The following is a 14,665-nucleotide window of genomic DNA, read 5'->3' as shown; positions in this document are numbered from 1 at the left end:
TCCCGAATCTTAGTGAGAGAGATAGTTTTTAAACGCATCGGTCTGCGGGTTGGCGAAGCACCCCGCATCACCCAGCTCGACGATGTGACCGTTTTCCATATACACCACGCGGCTGGCGGTTTTCCGCGCCACTTCCACTTCGTGCGTCACGATCACCTGAGTAATGTTCGTTTCCGCCAGTTCACGAATGATACTGACGATTTGCGCGGTGATTTCCGGATCCAGCGCGGCTGTGGGTTCGTCAAACAGCAACACCTGCGGTTCCATCATCAGCGCGCGGGCGATGGCGACGCGCTGTTGCTGGCCGCCAGAAAGGTGCAAGGGATAACGATCGCTGTAGGGCTTCAGACGCAGGCGTTCCAGCAGCTTCTCCGCACGGGCTAAGGCCTGATCTTTCGTCAGCCCGAGCACGCGGCAGGGCGCTTCGATAAGGTTCTGCTGTACGGTCAGATGCGGCCACAGATTGTACTGCTGAAAGACCATGCCGACATTCTGGCGCAGATCGCGAATGGCTTTGTCTGACGGCGTCTTGCGGAAGTCGAAATGGTTGCCCGCAATGTCCAGCGTACCGGACCGCGGCATCTCCAGAAGGTTGAGTACGCGCAGCAGCGAGCTTTTACCCGCCCCGCTTGGGCCAAGCAACACCAGCGTTTCGCCCTGCGGGCAATCCAGCGTGATATCGAACAGCGCCTGATGCGCGCCGTAGAAGCAGTTAATGCCGTTTAATTGAATACTCATTGATACTCGTATACTGGCCGTCTGATAGCTATTGAAGCCGCAGATAGTACCTTTGGCAGAATAGTTATGCAATATTTATGCTTTAAAAGTTAAATATAGCGCGCATTTCCCCTTAAACATAGCACAAAATAGCGGCGGCAAGATGGCGCAAGCACGATTGTCGGCATTCTGTGAGGAATGCCAGACAATTTACGCGAGAAAGGAAAAAATGATGTGGGACTGCGTGTAGGCCGGATAAAACAATGCGCAGCCATCCGGCCTGTAACGTCAAAAATTAACGGTTCTCAACCGACTGGCGCAGGGTTCCGGCTGGCGCATGGACGCTGCCGCCGAGGTAGCGCACATCGTCAATCACCCAGCACTGACCTTGGTGAATCATCAATACTTCATCCTGCCAGCGCTGCTCGCCCTGTTTCAGCTCTACGCGCAGCGGAATATTGCGCGCGTCCCGGTTCGGAATGGTCGACGCGCTGGCGACGTTTGCGCTGTCCGGCGGCGTTGTGCGGCTGGAGAAGGGATCGCTGCTCAAAAGCTGACGATGCTGGCCGTCGCGGCTGGCGTCAGACAGCAGTTTCGCCAGGTTATCGCTCAGGTATGGGCGCAGGGCGGTAAGGTCATTGCTGCGGTGCTGAATGCGATAGTCATAGAATTGTTGAGCCACATCGTCCGGGCCTCCCTCCACGCAGGCGCCTGCACGCGGTCCGTTATCTTTGTAGGCCGGCGTGACGGTGGTGCAGGCACTGAGAAGCAGCGCGCAGGGGATAAGCAGGGAGAGTTTCGAATAGCGCATAGTGATTTCCTTATAAGCTTCTGCTAATAGTCTTCTACATTATTCAGTTATAACCTTTCAATAATAGTGTATCGGTCTGATAATGCTTTTGCGATCGTGCGCTTATGCCCCGATCCCTTATGATTTTGCCAATGGCTGAGTAAAGGAGCGTAATTATGCAGTTTTCAACCACCCCCACTCTGGAAGGACAAAGCATCGTGGAATACTGCGGTGTGGTCACGGGCGAAGCCATTTTAGGCGCAAACATCTTCCGTGATTTTTTTGCCGGTATCCGCGATATCGTTGGCGGACGTTCCGGCGCTTATGAAAAAGAGCTGCGAAAAGCGCGGGAAATCGCCTTTGAAGAGCTGGGGGATCAGGCAAAAGCGCTGGGCGCCGATGCGGTGGTCGGTATTGATATCGACTATGAAACCGTGGGCAAAGACGGCAGTATGCTGATGGTCAGCGTGAGCGGCACGGCGGTAAAAACGCGTCGATGAGAGCGTTACTGTCGCTGGCGGCCGCCGCGCTGCTGCTGACCGGCTGCGCGAGCGAAAAAGGGATTGTCGACAAAGAAGGATACCAGCTCGACACGCGCCATCAGGCGCAGGCGGCTTATCCACGCATCAAGGTGCTGGTGATCCACTACACAGCGGATGACTTTGACGCCTCGCTGGCGACGCTGACGGACAAAAATGTCAGCTCGCATTACCTGATCCCGTCGGCGCCACCGCGGTACCGGGGGAAGCCGCGTATCTGGCAACTGGTGCCGGAACAGGAGTTGGCCTGGCATGCAGGCGTCAGTTTCTGGCGCGGCGCGACGCGCATCAACGACACCTCAATCGGTATCGAGCTGGAAAACCGCGGCTGGCGGATGTCGGCGGGCGAGAAATACTTTGCGCCATTTGAACCGGCGCAGATACAGGCGCTGATACCGCTGGCGAAAGAGATCGTCGCCCGTTACGACATTAAGCCGCAGAACGTGGTGGCGCACGCGGATATCGCGCCGCAGCGTAAGGACGATCCTGGCCCGCTGTTTCCCTGGCAGCAGCTTGCGGAGCAAGGGATAGGCGCCTGGCCGGACCCGCAGCGAGTGGAATTTTATCTTGCCGGACGTGCGCCGCATACGCCTGTCGATCCCGCAAGCGTGCTGGACCTACTGGCGCGCTATGGTTACGAAGTCACGCCTGATATGACCGGGCGCGAGCAGCGGCGGGTGATCATGGCCTTTCAGATGCATTTCCGCCCGTCGCTATGGAATGGCGTCGCGGATGCCCAAACCCAGGCGATTGCCGAGGCGCTGTTAGAGAAATACGGGCAGGGATAGGCGCAGACTGCGCGACAGAGCCGCCCCTCCTGGTTTTTCTGATGGGATTAATCCTAAGTTAAAAGTCAATTAATCTATGATTAATTGACTTTATATTGGTCTCATTTATGATTGATTTCGTCTTCAGGATGCTTTTCAAAATATTATAAATCTATTATTTCTTCTCTTTTTTATTTCTTTTACTTGCCTTTTTGGAACCAGGAACGATTCAGTTGTTTATAAGCCGCATTTCTGCGGTGGTTAAGCACACGTATTATCAATATTCTGCGTAAGGTATAACAATGTTAAGTATATACGGTAAAAAAACACGCCCCCATACCGAAATGGGGTGCATTATTTCCGCCACTGAAGGGTATGAAGAAAGAAAACTGAAAAAATGGCAGAAAATTACTACCGACGATCCGGATTATATTCATATTATTATTAGCGGGCAGGTTGAATTTCGCCGGGTCTCGGACGAACTGTGTATGTTTACGTTGCAGGGACAGTGCATTTTTGGCCTTTCCGCGATGTTCTATCAGTCTCCCCACATGTATGGTCTGGCGCGCTCTAACACGGTTGTTCGCTCCATCAGGAAAGAGGCGTTCTTCCAGCTTTTGACCGAAAATAATTTATGGCCAGAATTGACGAAAGTCTTATCCTGGTACATTTGTCTGTTAAGCAAACGCGATGATATGCTGGTCGCCCGCAATGCGTATTCCGTCATCCGTGAGTTCCTGATTGAAATCAATGCGCTGATCACCCACCATGATTATGATATTAACGTTTATGATTATATTCAGGAATACACCAACTTTGCCCGTAGCACGATCATCAAAATACTCTCCGATCTGAAAAAAGGTAATTATATTGTTATAGAAAAGGGACGCTTAATTACAATGAAAGCGTTGCCTGAAAAATACTAATATCCTCCCTGGAGTCTCCCTTCATGAAACGGAAGTGGAGGCTTTTTTAGTCCTTCTGCACTGTAAATCATTCATCATATCAATCATCAGGCGTCGTCAGGCAGCGGTTGGCCCCGGGCATTTTGGGGTGTCTGCGGCATCCTGCGCGTTTTCTGCATGGCGTCATAGTCGTTCAGCGTCTCATCCTCGGGGGGAGGCGGTACCTTTCCCTGCTGATAGTCCGCTTTTTGTTCCTGTAGCGCTTGCAGGAAGCGTTCCTGCAAAGACGACGTCTGGTTTTCTGTACCCGGCAGCGCCACAGCGGATAATTCGCCGTCAGGCGCCTGCCGCCAGTCGTCATCGGCTTGCCACAACGTATCGTCCTGAACAGGAGGACGTGCCTGCGCCGCCGGAAGCGGTTCAGGTTTTGGCGGTGGGAACGGCTTCGAAACGTACACATAATGCATATCAGACGGGTGTACGTCGGGGTTAACCACTTTCACTGGCTTTGGCGGCGGCGCAGGGTGTCGGCACTGCCAGTAAATATGCGCATACAGTCCGGCAACGACAAAAGCGAACAGCGTCATGAGCCAGAACAGGGTCTGAAAGACTTTTTTCCGGATAGTGGGCAGGCGGTAGGAAAAATAGACCGCCTCGCCGGTCGCAAAGCTGCGTTGAGCAGCAAGACAAATGGTGGACATTATTGCGGCTTCCCTTGCGTTTTCGCTGGCGGATTTACCGTTGCGGTTTGCGTCACGACGCCTGGCGTACTGTTGGCGGCACGCATCAGCTGCATCAGCGTCTCTTCGCCGACGATGCCGTCAACGTGCAGTCCCGTTTTCCCCTGAAATTCGCGGGTACGTCTGGCGAGATCGGCAGTCCAGCCCTGCGCGTGGGTGACGGGCTCGTGCAGCAACTGACTCAGTTCCTGATCCAGCCAGTTCAAATCCGTTTTGCCGCTGGCGGCGGTGATTTCATCTTTCCCCTGCGGCGTTAAGCGGTGCAGCAGGGTGTAATTGCCGGTGGCATGCTGATTAAACCAGCGTTTGCTCACCTGCCAGGTACGGTTGTTGACCAGCAGATCGAGAGTGTCTTTTTCTACCCGCGCCACGACGGCATAGTTCAGGTGATCGCCGGTTTTGAGCTCGCCGATCCACGGATATCCCGCTTTCTCCAGCGCCGCCAGCGACGCATTTCCCTGCCGGCACATCAGGTTTACCCGTCCGGCGTTCTGGCATAACGCATCGTTTGCCGAGGCGTCATATCCCCACATGGTGTACAGCTGATGCATGGCGTCCGGCAGATTCACCACATCGCGTTCAATCGTCGGTTCCCGGGGGCCGTCTGTCTTCGGTTGCGTTTTATGCCAGGCGACAGGCACCGGCAGGGGGACGGGAAGATGCGCCGTCAGCGCGGAAGAGAAATACCCGGCGCAGCAGGCGAACGCCACCGAGGTCAGCAGACCCATGGCGGCGAACCGGCGACCGCGCGGCCTGGCGGGAATGATTTCGCCTGCGGCTAAACGTAAATGACGCGGTGAAACGGTGGCCGCGCGTTCGGTCCAGGCCGCGAGCATCGCCAGGTGCGCCAGCTTGTTCAACTGGCTCACCTGGCCTCTGGTCAGCGCGTGCATCCGTCGCACACGGGCGGGCGTCAACGGCGACGTCTCCGCCTGATGCGCTTCGGTCTGCGCCTCGACGTAGGCATGGAATTCGCCGCAGGTTAGCGGGCGCAGCGTATGGCAGGTATGAACCCGTGAGCGCAGCCCGGAGTGGTTGAGCAGGCGTGACTCTTGTTCGGGGCTGCCGGTCAGCAGGATGGTCAGCGGGAAGCCGGACTCTTCGGCACGCACCAGCAGCATCGCCAGCACGTCCCAGCAGTTGTCCTTGATCGCTTCCGCCGTGGAGATCATCAGCAGCTTGCCTTTCTGGCGTCGCGAAGGCGATTCTTCCTGCCAGAGACGCAGCACAGCATCCACGGCGTGTAATTTATTCTTGCTCGTTTGCGTGGCCGGATTGAGCTTGTACAGCAGGGTATTGCCGCTCAGCTTCGGAAAGGCGTTGAGGGTTTGTGCGCACGGGTGCTGTTCGCGCAAATTTTCAATGAACGCACTGAGCAATTCCGGCTCGGCGGAAAACAGGCCCATCATGCCCGGAGTCTTTATTTTCGCCAGCAACAGACCAAAAATATCCTGGAGATACGGAATTAAAAACATCCCCGGACGTCGGGTCACGCTGCCATACGGCTGGCTGGTAAATTTAAAATGGTTCAGATACATGATGACTCACGGCGCACTTGGCTTTCAAAAACGTTGGCGAAAAAATAAAGGAAGGGCGATGGCTGAGCAAACTCTGTACAGGAGAAAATGAACCTCATTTTTTTCGGGTTAGCATCAACCTAAAAAAGCGTCAACGATTTTTTCCTGTAAAGTTGCTGATATTGCAGATGGTCGCTGTTCAATCTTCTCAGTAGTATTCATTTCACATATTGGCGCAGCCCGATGCTGCGAAATTCAGTGTTATTTAAGGCAGTTGAAGAATGAGGATGCAACTTTATTCCAGACTGATTGCACCCTGCGTGATGTTTCTCTTGCTAATATTTAGCGGGCATCAGGGGTATGTCGTCTATAAAGATTATAGAAAAGTTACGAATAAGTTAGATGCCGCCAAAAATAAAGTGCGGAATACGCGTGACACAGAAAAGGAATTTGCCCTGTTTCAGCCTGCCGTCTGGCAAGCGAATTCTCCCGTGGCAGTAAAAACCCCGTTGTCCGCAGAAATTGAGGGCATCGTCAGTAGCGATGAAAAATGGCTCTCTTTTGCCGTTATCAAAACACCGGCAGGACAAAAAAGTTATCGCGAAGGTGAAACGCTGGTGGGCTTTAATGATGCGTACCTTGAGGAAATTAACAATGATAATGTGGTGGTTAATTACGAAGGTACTACGCAAGTACTGGCGCTAAAAAAGCCGGACTACTTTAAAGGCGGCGTAGAGAGCGGACCGGTGGCAAAACCTACCGCGGACGCAGGCGCGGAAAGCCTGCATCTTAACGATCGGTTGGTGTTGAAACCGCATATTGAAAAAGGTCAGCTGGAAGGCTACGAAATTAATCCCCGCGACGCCTCGCCCTTTTTTCACGACATGGGGCTAAAAAAGGGCGATGTGGTTGTAAGAGTTAATTCTGTTGACATGACTCAGGCCGCACAGGCCAAAAGTATTATCGCCAACTGGTCAACAATGAAACAGGCGGCAATAGTGGTGAAACGGAATACGCACCTGGAAAATATTCAGGTTAATGTTTTAAATAATTAACAAGTGAACGATCATGAAGAAATTTCCCTGGGCGTGTATGACGCTGACAACCCTGGCTTTATACTCCGGATCGCTATTTGCTGCGAATTTTAGCGCCAGTTTTAAAAACACCGATATCCGTGAGTTTATCGATACGGTAGGTCGTAATCTGAATAAAACGATTCTTGTCGATCCTTCCGTACAGGGAAATGTATCGGTCCGTACGTATAACGTATTAACGGAAGAAGAATACTATCAGTTCTTTCTTAGCGTCCTGGACCTGTATGGCCTTTCCGTTATTCCGATGGATAACGGCATGATAAAAGTGGTGCGGTCTGCGGTGGCAAGAACCGCAGGCGCGCCGATTGCCGACAGCCAAAATCCGGGCAAAGGCGATGAAATAATTACCCGCGTTGTGCGCATGGAAAACGTGCCGGTACGCGAACTGGCGCCGCTGCTTCGCCAGCTTAATGATGCCACCGGGATCGGCAACGTGGTGCATTTCGAACCCTCTAACGTGCTGCTGCTGACCGGTAAAGCTTCGGTAGTGAACCGGCTGGTGGATCTGGTGCAGCGCGTGGATCGTTCCGGCGTGCAGCGCCGCGAAATCGTTCCGCTGCACTATGCTTCCGCCAAAGAACTTTCGGACATGTTGAATAACCTCAACAACGAAGAACAAAAAGGGCAGAACGCGCCGCAGCTGGCTACCAAAGTGGTCTCTGATGATGAAACCAACAGCCTGGTGATCAGCGGCAGCGAAGAGGCGCGCACGCGTACGCGCGCGCTGATCGCCCAGTTGGATCGCGAGCAAAGTAACGAAGGCAATACCCGTGTCTTTTATCTCAAATATGCTAACGCCGCGAAGGTGGTGCCTGTGCTCACCGGCATTGGCGAGCAGTTGAAGGACAAGCCGGGGGCCACGAAAAGTAAAACGGCCACCGCCAATAACGAACTGAACATTACCGCCGACGAGTCCACCAACTCGCTGGTGATTACCGCCCAGCCTAACGTAATGAACTCGCTGGAAAAAGTGATCGACAAGCTGGACATCCGCCGTCCACAGGTGCTGGTGGAAGCGATCATCGCCGAAGTGCAGGATGGCGCGGGAACCGATCTCGGCGTGCAGTGGACAGGGAAACACGGCGGGGTACAGTTTGGCGCAACCGGCCTGCCAATCAGTCAAATTAAAGACGGCAGTATGAAAGGGGTGAACTTCACCGGGATGGCGACCGGCTTCTTCAACGGCGATTTTGGCGCGCTGATGACCGCGCTGCCCACCAACGGTAAAAACGACATTCTGTCTACGCCGAGCGTGGTGACGCTGGATAACAAAGAAGCGTCATTTAACGTTGGACAGGACGTGCCGGTGCTGTCGGGATCGCAGACCACCACGGGTGACAATGTGTTTAACACCGTTGAGCGTAAAACCGTCGGTACCAAACTCAAGATCCTGCCGCAGATTAACGACGGCGACATGATTCACATGAAGATTGAGCAAGAAGTCTCCAGTGTGGATGCCAGCTCTACCGAGGATTCTTCGTTAGGCCCAACGTTTAATACCCGCACTATCAATAACGAAGTGATGGTGCACAGCGGACAAACAGTGGTACTGGGCGGCCTTATTGAGAACGTCACCAAGCAGAACGTTTCGAAGGTGCCGCTGCTGGGCGACATTCCGCTGGTTGGACAACTGTTCCGCTATACCTCCCAGGATACCTCTAAGCGTAACCTGATGGTGTTTATCCATACCACCGTGTTGCGCGACGACGACAACTACAGCGCGGCGTCGAAAGAGAAATACGACCAGGTTCGCGCCCGTCAGCTGCAGCGTATGGAAGAGAAAAAACTGGGTATTCTGGAGCCGGGCGACAACGCCGTTTTACCCGCGTTTCCGACTCCCGACGCCGCGCCAGTGAAAACCCGCGCCATGCCGTCCACCTCCCGCAACCCGTTTAAAGAATAAGGCGGAGGCGGCATGGACGAACTCAGCAAACAGTTATGCAGCAGCAGCTTCGCCAAAGATAACGGCGTGCTGATCCATAACAACACAGTGTATATCCGTGAAAACGCGCCTGCGTTTGCGTTGCTGGAAATGCGGCGGGCGCTGGGCCATGCCTTCACCCCAACGGTGGTGACGGCAGAGGCGTTCGACGAAATGTTGGCGAAAATCTGGCAGCAGAACAGCGGCGTGTCGCAGCAGTTGGTTGATGATATGGACGCGGATATCGATCTGATGGCGCTCACCGAGGAGATCCCGGACAACGAAGATCTGCTTGATAATGATGAAAATTCACCGGTGATCCGTCTGATCAACGCCATTCTTGGCGAAGCGGTGAAAGACGGCGCGTCGGATATCCATATCGAAACCTTCGAACGCACATTGAGCATCCGGTTTCGCGTCGACGGCGTCCTGCGCCCGGTGTTACAGCCCGCGCGCAAGCTGGCGCCGCTGCTGGTGTCACGTATCAAAGTCATGTCAAAGCTCGATATCGCCGAGAAACGTCTGCCGCAGGATGGCCGTATCTCTTTGCGGATCGGGCGTAAAGCGGTGGATGTGCGTGTTTCCACCATTCCATCGCAGTACGGCGAGCGCGTGGTGATGCGTTTGCTGGACAAAAGCAATCTTAAGCCGGATATCAACAAACTCGGGCTGATCGAGGAGGAACTGGTCAGGCTGAAAGGGCTGATCGCGCGTCCGCACGGCATTATCCTGGTCACCGGGCCGACGGGGTCCGGTAAAAGCACCACGTTGTACGCCATTTTGTCGGCGCTCAACGGTCATGAACGCAACATTCTGACCGTCGAAGACCCGATCGAATACGAGCTGGAAGGGGTGGGGCAGACCCAGGTCAACCCGCGCGTGGACATGACCTTTGCCCGCGGCCTGCGCGCAATCCTGCGTCAGGATCCGGATGTGGTGATGATCGGGGAAATTCGTGACGGCGAAACCGCGCAGATCGCGGTGCAGGCGTCGCTGACCGGTCATCTGGTCATGTCTACGCTGCACACCAACAGCGCGGCGGGGGCGATTACCCGTTTGCGCGATATGGGGCTGGAGTCGTTTTTAATTGGTTCATCGCTTCTTGGCGTCATTGCCCAGCGTCTGGTTCGTCGGTTGTGCCCCCACTGCCGGCAAAGCAGTCCGCTGGAAGACAATGAAAAAGCGCTGTTCACGTTTATGGAAAAACCACCGAAGGCGATTTATCGCGCAGTGGGCTGTGAACAGTGCCGCCAGAGCGGTTACCAGGGACGCGCCGGGATCCATGAATTTCTGGTGGTCGACAGCGCCATGCGTCGCGCTATCCACGAAGACCAGGATGAAATGTCCATCGAGACGCAGATGTTTAAAGAGGCCTGGAGTCTGCGCGAGAACGGTCTGCTGAAGGTGATTTCCGGCGTCACATCGCTGGAAGAGGTGATGCGCGTCACCGCCGAGCGCGGAGGAGACGAATAATGGCATGGTATGCCTGGACCGCCACCGACGCCGCCGGGAAAACCCGGCGCGGCACGCTGCAGGCCGACGGACCGAAACAGGTTCGCCAGACCCTGCGTGAGCAAAAGCTGATGCCGGTGACCATCGCCGTTACCCGCGAACAGGCAGCCGGGAATAGCGCCCGAAAAGGGGTGAAACTCGCCACGCCGGTGCTGTCGATGTTTACCCGTCAACTGTCGACGCTGGTGAACGCCGCGCTACCGCTGGAAAGCGCGTTGAAGGCGATTGCCAGGCAGACGGAAGACAAAAAGCTGGCGGCGATGGTCACTGACATCCGCGAAAAGGTGGTGGAAGGGCACACCTTGTTCGACGCGTTTAGCCAGTATTCCCGCACCTTTGACAAGCTTTACTGCACCCTGGTGATGGCGGGCGAAAAAACCGGCCATCTGGGTGATGTGCTGGAAAAGCTGGCGGAGTACAACGAACAACGACAAAAAATGAAAAGCAAGTTGTCGCAGGCAATGGTGTATCCCATCACCCTGACGGTGGTGGCGATTGCGGTCATCTCCATACTGCTGGTGGCGGTAGTGCCGCAGGTGATCGAACAGTTTGTCCACATGAAACAGCAATTGCCGATCACCACCCGCACGCTGATCGCGGTGAGCGACTTTTTGCAGGCTTACGGCATGGCGATCGGCGGCGGCTTGGTGGGCGGGGGTGTCGGTTTTAAGGCCTGGCTTAAAAAAGAGAGCAACCGCTTTGTTTATCACCGCTGGCTGGTGAACGGCTCGCCGCTGAAAAAACTGGTCTGCGCCATTAACAGCGCCCGCTACATCCGCACGCTGAGCATCCTTCAGGCCAGCAGCGTCCCGCTGCTGGAAGGGATGTATATCGCGATGGACGGGATTGAAAACCTGTATGCCCGGCAGGCGCTGGAGCAGGCGGCGGACACGGTACGCCAGGGCGCGTCGTTATATAACGCGCTGGAACAGGCGAAATTATTTCCGCCAACCATGTTGTACATGATCGCCTCCGGCGAAGAGAGCGGCGAACTCGGCGGATTAATGGATCGGGCAGCGGAAAACCAGGAATCTGCATTACAACATCGAATTACATTAACGCTGTCGGTATTTGAACCGGCACTGGTGGTGACAATGGCGACAGTGGTTTTATTTATCGTGCTGTCAATATTACAGCCGCTTCTTCAGCTCAATAATATGGTGGGTTAATTATGTCTGTAAAAAGAAAAAACCTGACGCGTCAGGCCGGGTTTACTTTGCTCGAATTAATGGTGGTGATCGTCATCCTTGGCGTTCTGGCAAGCATGGTGGTGCCAAACCTGATGGGAAATAAAGAGAAAGCCGATACCCAGAAGGCGACCAGCGACATTGTGGCGCTGGAGGGATCGCTGGATATGTACAAGCTGGATAACCACCGTTATCCCACCAGCGAACAGGGCCTGCAGGCACTGGTGACGAAGCCGGAAATCGCGCCAATTCCGAACGGCTATCGCACTGACGGTTATATTCGTCGCCTGCCGCAGGATCCGTGGGGCAATGATTATATTCTCGTCAGTCCGGGCGAGCACGGCGCGGTAGATATCTTTTCGCCGGGGCCGGATGCCGAAGCGAACACTGCCGATGATATTACGAACTGGTCGTTAGATAACAAAGATAAGTGATGAAAAAACAGCGTGGGTTTACATTGCTGGAAATTATTCTGGCGCTGGTGATATTTGCCAGCTGCGCCATGATGGTCGTGTCGACGATTCCATCGCGCAGTGGTGCGGATATATTTGGCCAGCAAATGAAATCTCTCGTTGAATACGGTTCCGACCGCGCGGTAATGGACGGCACTATTATCGGGCTGGTCATAACGCCATCGGAATATCAACTTGTCGCCCCGGCCGAAAAAAATGGCGAACGGCGCTGGGAACCGCTCACCGCCGGGCGTATTTACACTCACGGCCAGTTTCCGGAAACGATGCATATCTCCCTTTCGCCACAGCGTCTGGCGGCGACGGTAACGTCCGAACCGCAGGTAATATTTTTACCCGACGGGGAGATGTCCCGCTTTCGCCTGACCCTGCAAAGTGACGACAAACAGCACCATTTTAGCGTGGTGTCGCAGGGCGCCTCGCCGGTGTCGGTAGAGAATAATGACTAAACGTAGGATAAAAGAGCAGGGGATGACGCTGCTGGAAGTCATGGTGGCGTTAGTTATTTTCTCCACCGCGGCGCTGGCGCTTATGAATTCCGTTTCGCTGAACGTGCGCTTTACCCACGGCCTGGCGGACACGCTGCAGGCCAGTTGGGTGGCGGAAAATCAACTGGCCGAAGCGCAGCTGGAAAAGCGCCCGTTTCCTGATGCTGCTGAAAAAGGCGACGAAACGATGGGCGGACGCACCTGGACCTGGCAGATCCAGCGGGTGAAAAAAGACAACAAGGTGTTTGCCAACGACATTGCGGTTTATGCCGAAGGCGACGAAAGCCAGCCGGTGATCGTCCTGAGCATCATTCCGCCGGAGGACACGCCATGAGTAAGCGACTCCCGCGTCAGCAGGGCTTTACCCTGCTGGAGATCATGATTGCCCTGACCATTTTCGCGGTGATCAGCATCCTGGCATGGCAAATACTCGACGGCGCGATGCGCACCACGACGGCAACGGACACCGCGGCGACGAAGCTCAATCAGCTACAGCGCGCCTATAACCTGCTGGAGCGCGATTTCTTCCAGCTTCAGGCGCGCGCGCCGCGCAATGAACCGGAGGTGTTTCGCCAGGATGGGAACGCCGTTGAACTCAGTACCCTGAGCGCCTTGAGCGGCGATGTCCGGCTGGAGCGCGTGCGCTGGCGGCTGGAGGAGCACCGCCTGTGGCGCGACGTCTGGCCGGCGATCGACAGCCCTTCCAGCGTCAAACCGGAAGAGGTGCCCATTTTAAACGACGTAAAAGAGATGCGCTGGCGCTTCTGGCGTCAGGATTGGCAGGACGCCTGGACGGACGCCGCTCACCAGCCAGACGGCGTGGAGCTGACGCTGACGCTGACAAACGGCGAAACCTGGCGCTGGGTGTTTCTCACCCCCGGGGAGATGCCGGAAATTCAGTTAGCGAAAAAGCCGGAAGCGCCAGCGGACGTCGCATCGCCGCCAACCTCGCCCGCAGCGGAGGCCGCGACGCCTGCCGCCGCCGTACCGACCGGAGAGGCAAAATGAAAACAGACAAACAGCGCGGCGTCGCGCTGCTGGTGGTGCTGATCCTGTTGGTCATGATGTCCGCGCTGGCGGCAAAAATCAGCCAGCAGTTCTGTCGCAATTTGCAGAAAACCCGATATCAGGTGAGCCAGCAGCAGTTGCGCTGGGCGATACAACGCCAGGATGAGGTGATTAAAGATCGTCTGCAAACCCTCACCAGCGGTGAAAGCAAAGGGCTTTCACCAGAGGGCGAATGGCGCGAGCCGCTGGAAACCCAGGGGGAATACTACACGGTGGTCAGCCAGATTGAGGACGCCCGGCGCTGCTTCAATGTCAACAGCCTGCTGGCGGAAGAAAAAGCGGCGACGGCCACAGATGCTGCCGCGTTGCCGACGAAACCGGTCAAAGAGCAAATTATTGAACAACTGCTGGCCGACAGTGGTGTCAGCACTGTGGCCGCAGAAGAGGTGTATCAACAACTGGTGGATTACCTCGACGGTGACAGTATCACGGCGAAAGAGGGGCAGGAGAATGATGCGTGGGCCGGCGCGCTGCCGGAGCGGCTTCCTGCGAACCAGATGATGCGTACTATCGGTGAGATCACACAGCTGCCGGCGTTTCCGCCAGCGGCCTGGCCCAAAGCCAGCACCCTGCTGTGCGCCCTGCCGGACGCCGATGGCACGGTCGATGTGAACACCCTTAAGCCTGAGCAGGCAACGCTATTGTCGGCGCTGTTCCTCGGAAAACTGAGTGAAGATGACGCGTCGCGCTTGCTTGCTTCCCGTCCGCAAGAGGGGTGGGAGTCGGTCGAGGCTTTCAGCAAGGAATTAGAAACAAACTACCCGCAGAGCAAAGAAGTTCTGACCCAGGTTCAGGAATTTATCGCGGTGAACAGCAACGATTTCCGGGTAAACAGCACCGGAAATACCGATGATTTAACGCTGCGCGTTGTCAGCCAACTGCACGTTGATAAGGAAGCCGGGAAGGTTACGACCTGGCAACGCCGCTACCGAATAATGGAATAAGAAGAG

The 14,665-nt window shown here is 55.2% G+C and carries 16 protein-coding genes; 12 read left to right on the top strand and 4 right to left on the bottom strand.

Annotated elements, in window-relative coordinates; all coding sequences use genetic code 11:
• Window positions 1-9: 9 nt before the first annotated feature.
• Together artP and APU02_RS09080 are read right to left on the bottom strand one after the other, a co-directional pair.
• Window positions 10-738 carry an arginine ABC transporter ATP-binding protein ArtP gene (gene artP / locus APU02_RS09085; RefSeq protein WP_042284928.1) on the bottom strand — a complete coding sequence of 243 codons (729 nt, stop codon included), beginning with the start codon at window positions 736-738 and terminating at the stop codon, window positions 10-12.
• Window positions 739-1,012: 274 nt separating this feature from the next.
• On the bottom strand, window positions 1,013-1,528 hold the full coding sequence (locus APU02_RS09080) for a lipoprotein (RefSeq protein WP_060569876.1): 516 nt from the start codon (window positions 1,526-1,528) through the stop codon (window positions 1,013-1,015).
• Window positions 1,529-1,683: 155 nt separating this feature from the next.
• Between APU02_RS09080 and APU02_RS09075 the strand changes: the two genes are divergently transcribed.
• From APU02_RS09075 to APU02_RS09065, 3 genes are all read left to right on the top strand, one after another.
• Window positions 1,684-2,007: a heavy metal-binding domain-containing protein gene (locus APU02_RS09075; protein WP_042284921.1), complete on the top strand. Its 324-nt coding sequence runs from the start codon at window positions 1,684-1,686 to the stop codon at window positions 2,005-2,007.
• Window positions 2,004-2,834, top strand: a complete 831-nt coding sequence (locus APU02_RS09070; RefSeq protein ID WP_060569875.1) for an N-acetylmuramoyl-L-alanine amidase — start codon at window positions 2,004-2,006, stop codon at window positions 2,832-2,834. Before APU02_RS09075 ends, APU02_RS09070 begins: the two co-directional genes overlap by 4 nt.
• A gap of 281 nt (window positions 2,835-3,115) precedes the next feature.
• Window positions 3,116-3,739, top strand: coding sequence for a helix-turn-helix domain-containing protein (locus APU02_RS09065; protein WP_042284916.1), 624 nt, complete (start codon window positions 3,116-3,118; stop codon window positions 3,737-3,739).
• Between the two features lie 86 nt (window positions 3,740-3,825).
• On the opposite strand, the gene APU02_RS09060 is transcribed toward APU02_RS09065, so the two are convergent.
• Both APU02_RS09060 and APU02_RS09055 read right to left on the bottom strand, forming a co-directional pair.
• On the bottom strand, window positions 3,826-4,419 hold the full coding sequence (locus APU02_RS09060; RefSeq protein WP_072197094.1) for a hypothetical protein: 594 nt from the start codon (window positions 4,417-4,419) through the stop codon (window positions 3,826-3,828).
• Window positions 4,419-5,996, bottom strand: coding sequence for an ExeA family protein (locus APU02_RS09055; RefSeq protein WP_060569874.1), 1,578 nt, complete (start codon window positions 5,994-5,996; stop codon window positions 4,419-4,421). Before APU02_RS09055 ends, APU02_RS09060 begins: the two co-directional genes overlap by 1 nt.
• 302 nt (window positions 5,997-6,298) lie before the next feature.
• Between APU02_RS09055 and gspC the strand changes: the two genes are divergently transcribed.
• Genes gspC through gspK form a run of 9 tightly spaced genes read left to right on the top strand, consistent with a single transcriptional unit; the run spans window position 6,299 to window position 14,659 of the window.
• A complete protein-coding gene (gene gspC, locus APU02_RS09050) occupies window positions 6,299-7,030 on the top strand; it encodes a type II secretion system protein GspC (RefSeq protein ID WP_042286188.1) in 732 nt (243 codons plus the stop codon).
• A gap of 13 nt (window positions 7,031-7,043) precedes the next feature.
• Window positions 7,044-8,972: a type II secretion system secretin GspD gene (gspD, locus tag APU02_RS09045; protein WP_060569873.1), complete on the top strand. Its 1,929-nt coding sequence runs from the start codon at window positions 7,044-7,046 to the stop codon at window positions 8,970-8,972.
• 12 nt (window positions 8,973-8,984) lie between these two features.
• A complete protein-coding gene (gspE, locus tag APU02_RS09040) occupies window positions 8,985-10,463 on the top strand; it encodes a type II secretion system ATPase GspE (RefSeq protein WP_060569872.1) in 1,479 nt (492 codons plus the stop codon).
• Complete coding sequence (gene gspF, locus APU02_RS09035; RefSeq protein ID WP_060569871.1) at window positions 10,463-11,671, top strand: type II secretion system inner membrane protein GspF; 1,209 nt, start codon at window positions 10,463-10,465, stop codon at window positions 11,669-11,671. Before gspE ends, gspF begins: the two co-directional genes overlap by 1 nt.
• A 2-nt stretch (window positions 11,672-11,673) precedes the next feature.
• Window positions 11,674-12,123 (top strand): type II secretion system major pseudopilin GspG, encoded by a 450-nt coding sequence (gene gspG / locus APU02_RS09030; RefSeq protein ID WP_082636807.1) that lies wholly within the window; start codon window positions 11,674-11,676, stop codon window positions 12,121-12,123.
• A complete protein-coding gene (gene gspH, locus APU02_RS09025; RefSeq protein ID WP_042284895.1) occupies window positions 12,123-12,608 on the top strand; it encodes a type II secretion system minor pseudopilin GspH in 486 nt (161 codons plus the stop codon). Before gspG ends, gspH begins: the two co-directional genes overlap by 1 nt.
• The gene (gene gspI / locus APU02_RS09020; RefSeq protein WP_060569869.1) at window positions 12,601-12,981 is read left to right on the top strand and encodes a type II secretion system minor pseudopilin GspI; all 381 of its coding nucleotides are present in this window, start codon (window positions 12,601-12,603) and stop codon (window positions 12,979-12,981) included. Before gspH ends, gspI begins: the two co-directional genes overlap by 8 nt.
• Window positions 12,978-13,655 (top strand): type II secretion system protein GspJ, encoded by a 678-nt coding sequence (locus APU02_RS09015; protein ID WP_042284891.1) that lies wholly within the window; start codon window positions 12,978-12,980, stop codon window positions 13,653-13,655. The genes gspI and APU02_RS09015 overlap by 4 nt, the downstream gene beginning before the upstream one ends.
• Window positions 13,652-14,659 carry a type II secretion system minor pseudopilin GspK gene (gspK, locus tag APU02_RS09010; RefSeq protein WP_060569868.1) on the top strand — a complete coding sequence of 336 codons (1,008 nt, stop codon included), beginning with the start codon at window positions 13,652-13,654 and terminating at the stop codon, window positions 14,657-14,659. Before APU02_RS09015 ends, gspK begins: the two co-directional genes overlap by 4 nt.
• Window positions 14,660-14,665: the final 6 nt, after the last annotated feature.

It is taken from the genome of Citrobacter sp. 50677481, assembly GCF_001463265.1.
In the GTDB taxonomy this organism is placed as follows: Bacteria; Pseudomonadota; Gammaproteobacteria; order Enterobacterales; family Enterobacteriaceae; genus Citrobacter_A; species Citrobacter_A sedlakii.
Note: the sequence above shows the minus strand (reverse complement) of the source record. Positions and strands in the feature narration are given on the sequence as shown.

Excerpts from the sequence above, each read along its gene's own strand:
- artP (WP_042284928.1), bottom strand. The coding sequence starts at position 738 with ATGAGTATTCAATTAAACGGCATTAACTGCTTCTACGGCGCGCATCAG.
- APU02_RS09080 (WP_060569876.1), bottom strand. The coding sequence starts at position 1,528 with ATGCGCTATTCGAAACTCTCCCTGCTTATCCCCTGCGCGCTGCTTCTC.
- APU02_RS09075 (WP_042284921.1), top strand. The coding sequence starts at position 1,684 with ATGCAGTTTTCAACCACCCCCACTCTGGAAGGACAAAGCATCGTGGAA.
- APU02_RS09070 (WP_060569875.1), top strand. The coding sequence starts at position 2,004 with ATGAGAGCGTTACTGTCGCTGGCGGCCGCCGCGCTGCTGCTGACCGGC.
- APU02_RS09065 (WP_042284916.1), top strand. The coding sequence starts at position 3,116 with ATGTTAAGTATATACGGTAAAAAAACACGCCCCCATACCGAAATGGGG.
- APU02_RS09060 (WP_072197094.1), bottom strand. The coding sequence starts at position 4,419 with ATGTCCACCATTTGTCTTGCTGCTCAACGCAGCTTTGCGACCGGCGAG.
- APU02_RS09055 (WP_060569874.1), bottom strand. The coding sequence starts at position 5,996 with ATGTATCTGAACCATTTTAAATTTACCAGCCAGCCGTATGGCAGCGTG.
- gspC (WP_042286188.1), top strand. The coding sequence starts at position 6,299 with ATGTTTCTCTTGCTAATATTTAGCGGGCATCAGGGGTATGTCGTCTAT.
- gspD (WP_060569873.1), top strand. The coding sequence starts at position 7,044 with ATGAAGAAATTTCCCTGGGCGTGTATGACGCTGACAACCCTGGCTTTA.
- gspE (WP_060569872.1), top strand. The coding sequence starts at position 8,985 with ATGGACGAACTCAGCAAACAGTTATGCAGCAGCAGCTTCGCCAAAGAT.
- gspF (WP_060569871.1), top strand. The coding sequence starts at position 10,463 with ATGGCATGGTATGCCTGGACCGCCACCGACGCCGCCGGGAAAACCCGG.
- gspG (WP_082636807.1), top strand. The coding sequence starts at position 11,674 with ATGTCTGTAAAAAGAAAAAACCTGACGCGTCAGGCCGGGTTTACTTTG.
- gspH (WP_042284895.1), top strand. The coding sequence starts at position 12,123 with ATGAAAAAACAGCGTGGGTTTACATTGCTGGAAATTATTCTGGCGCTG.
- gspI (WP_060569869.1), top strand. The coding sequence starts at position 12,601 with ATGACTAAACGTAGGATAAAAGAGCAGGGGATGACGCTGCTGGAAGTC.
- APU02_RS09015 (WP_042284891.1), top strand. The coding sequence starts at position 12,978 with ATGAGTAAGCGACTCCCGCGTCAGCAGGGCTTTACCCTGCTGGAGATC.
- gspK (WP_060569868.1), top strand. The coding sequence starts at position 13,652 with ATGAAAACAGACAAACAGCGCGGCGTCGCGCTGCTGGTGGTGCTGATC.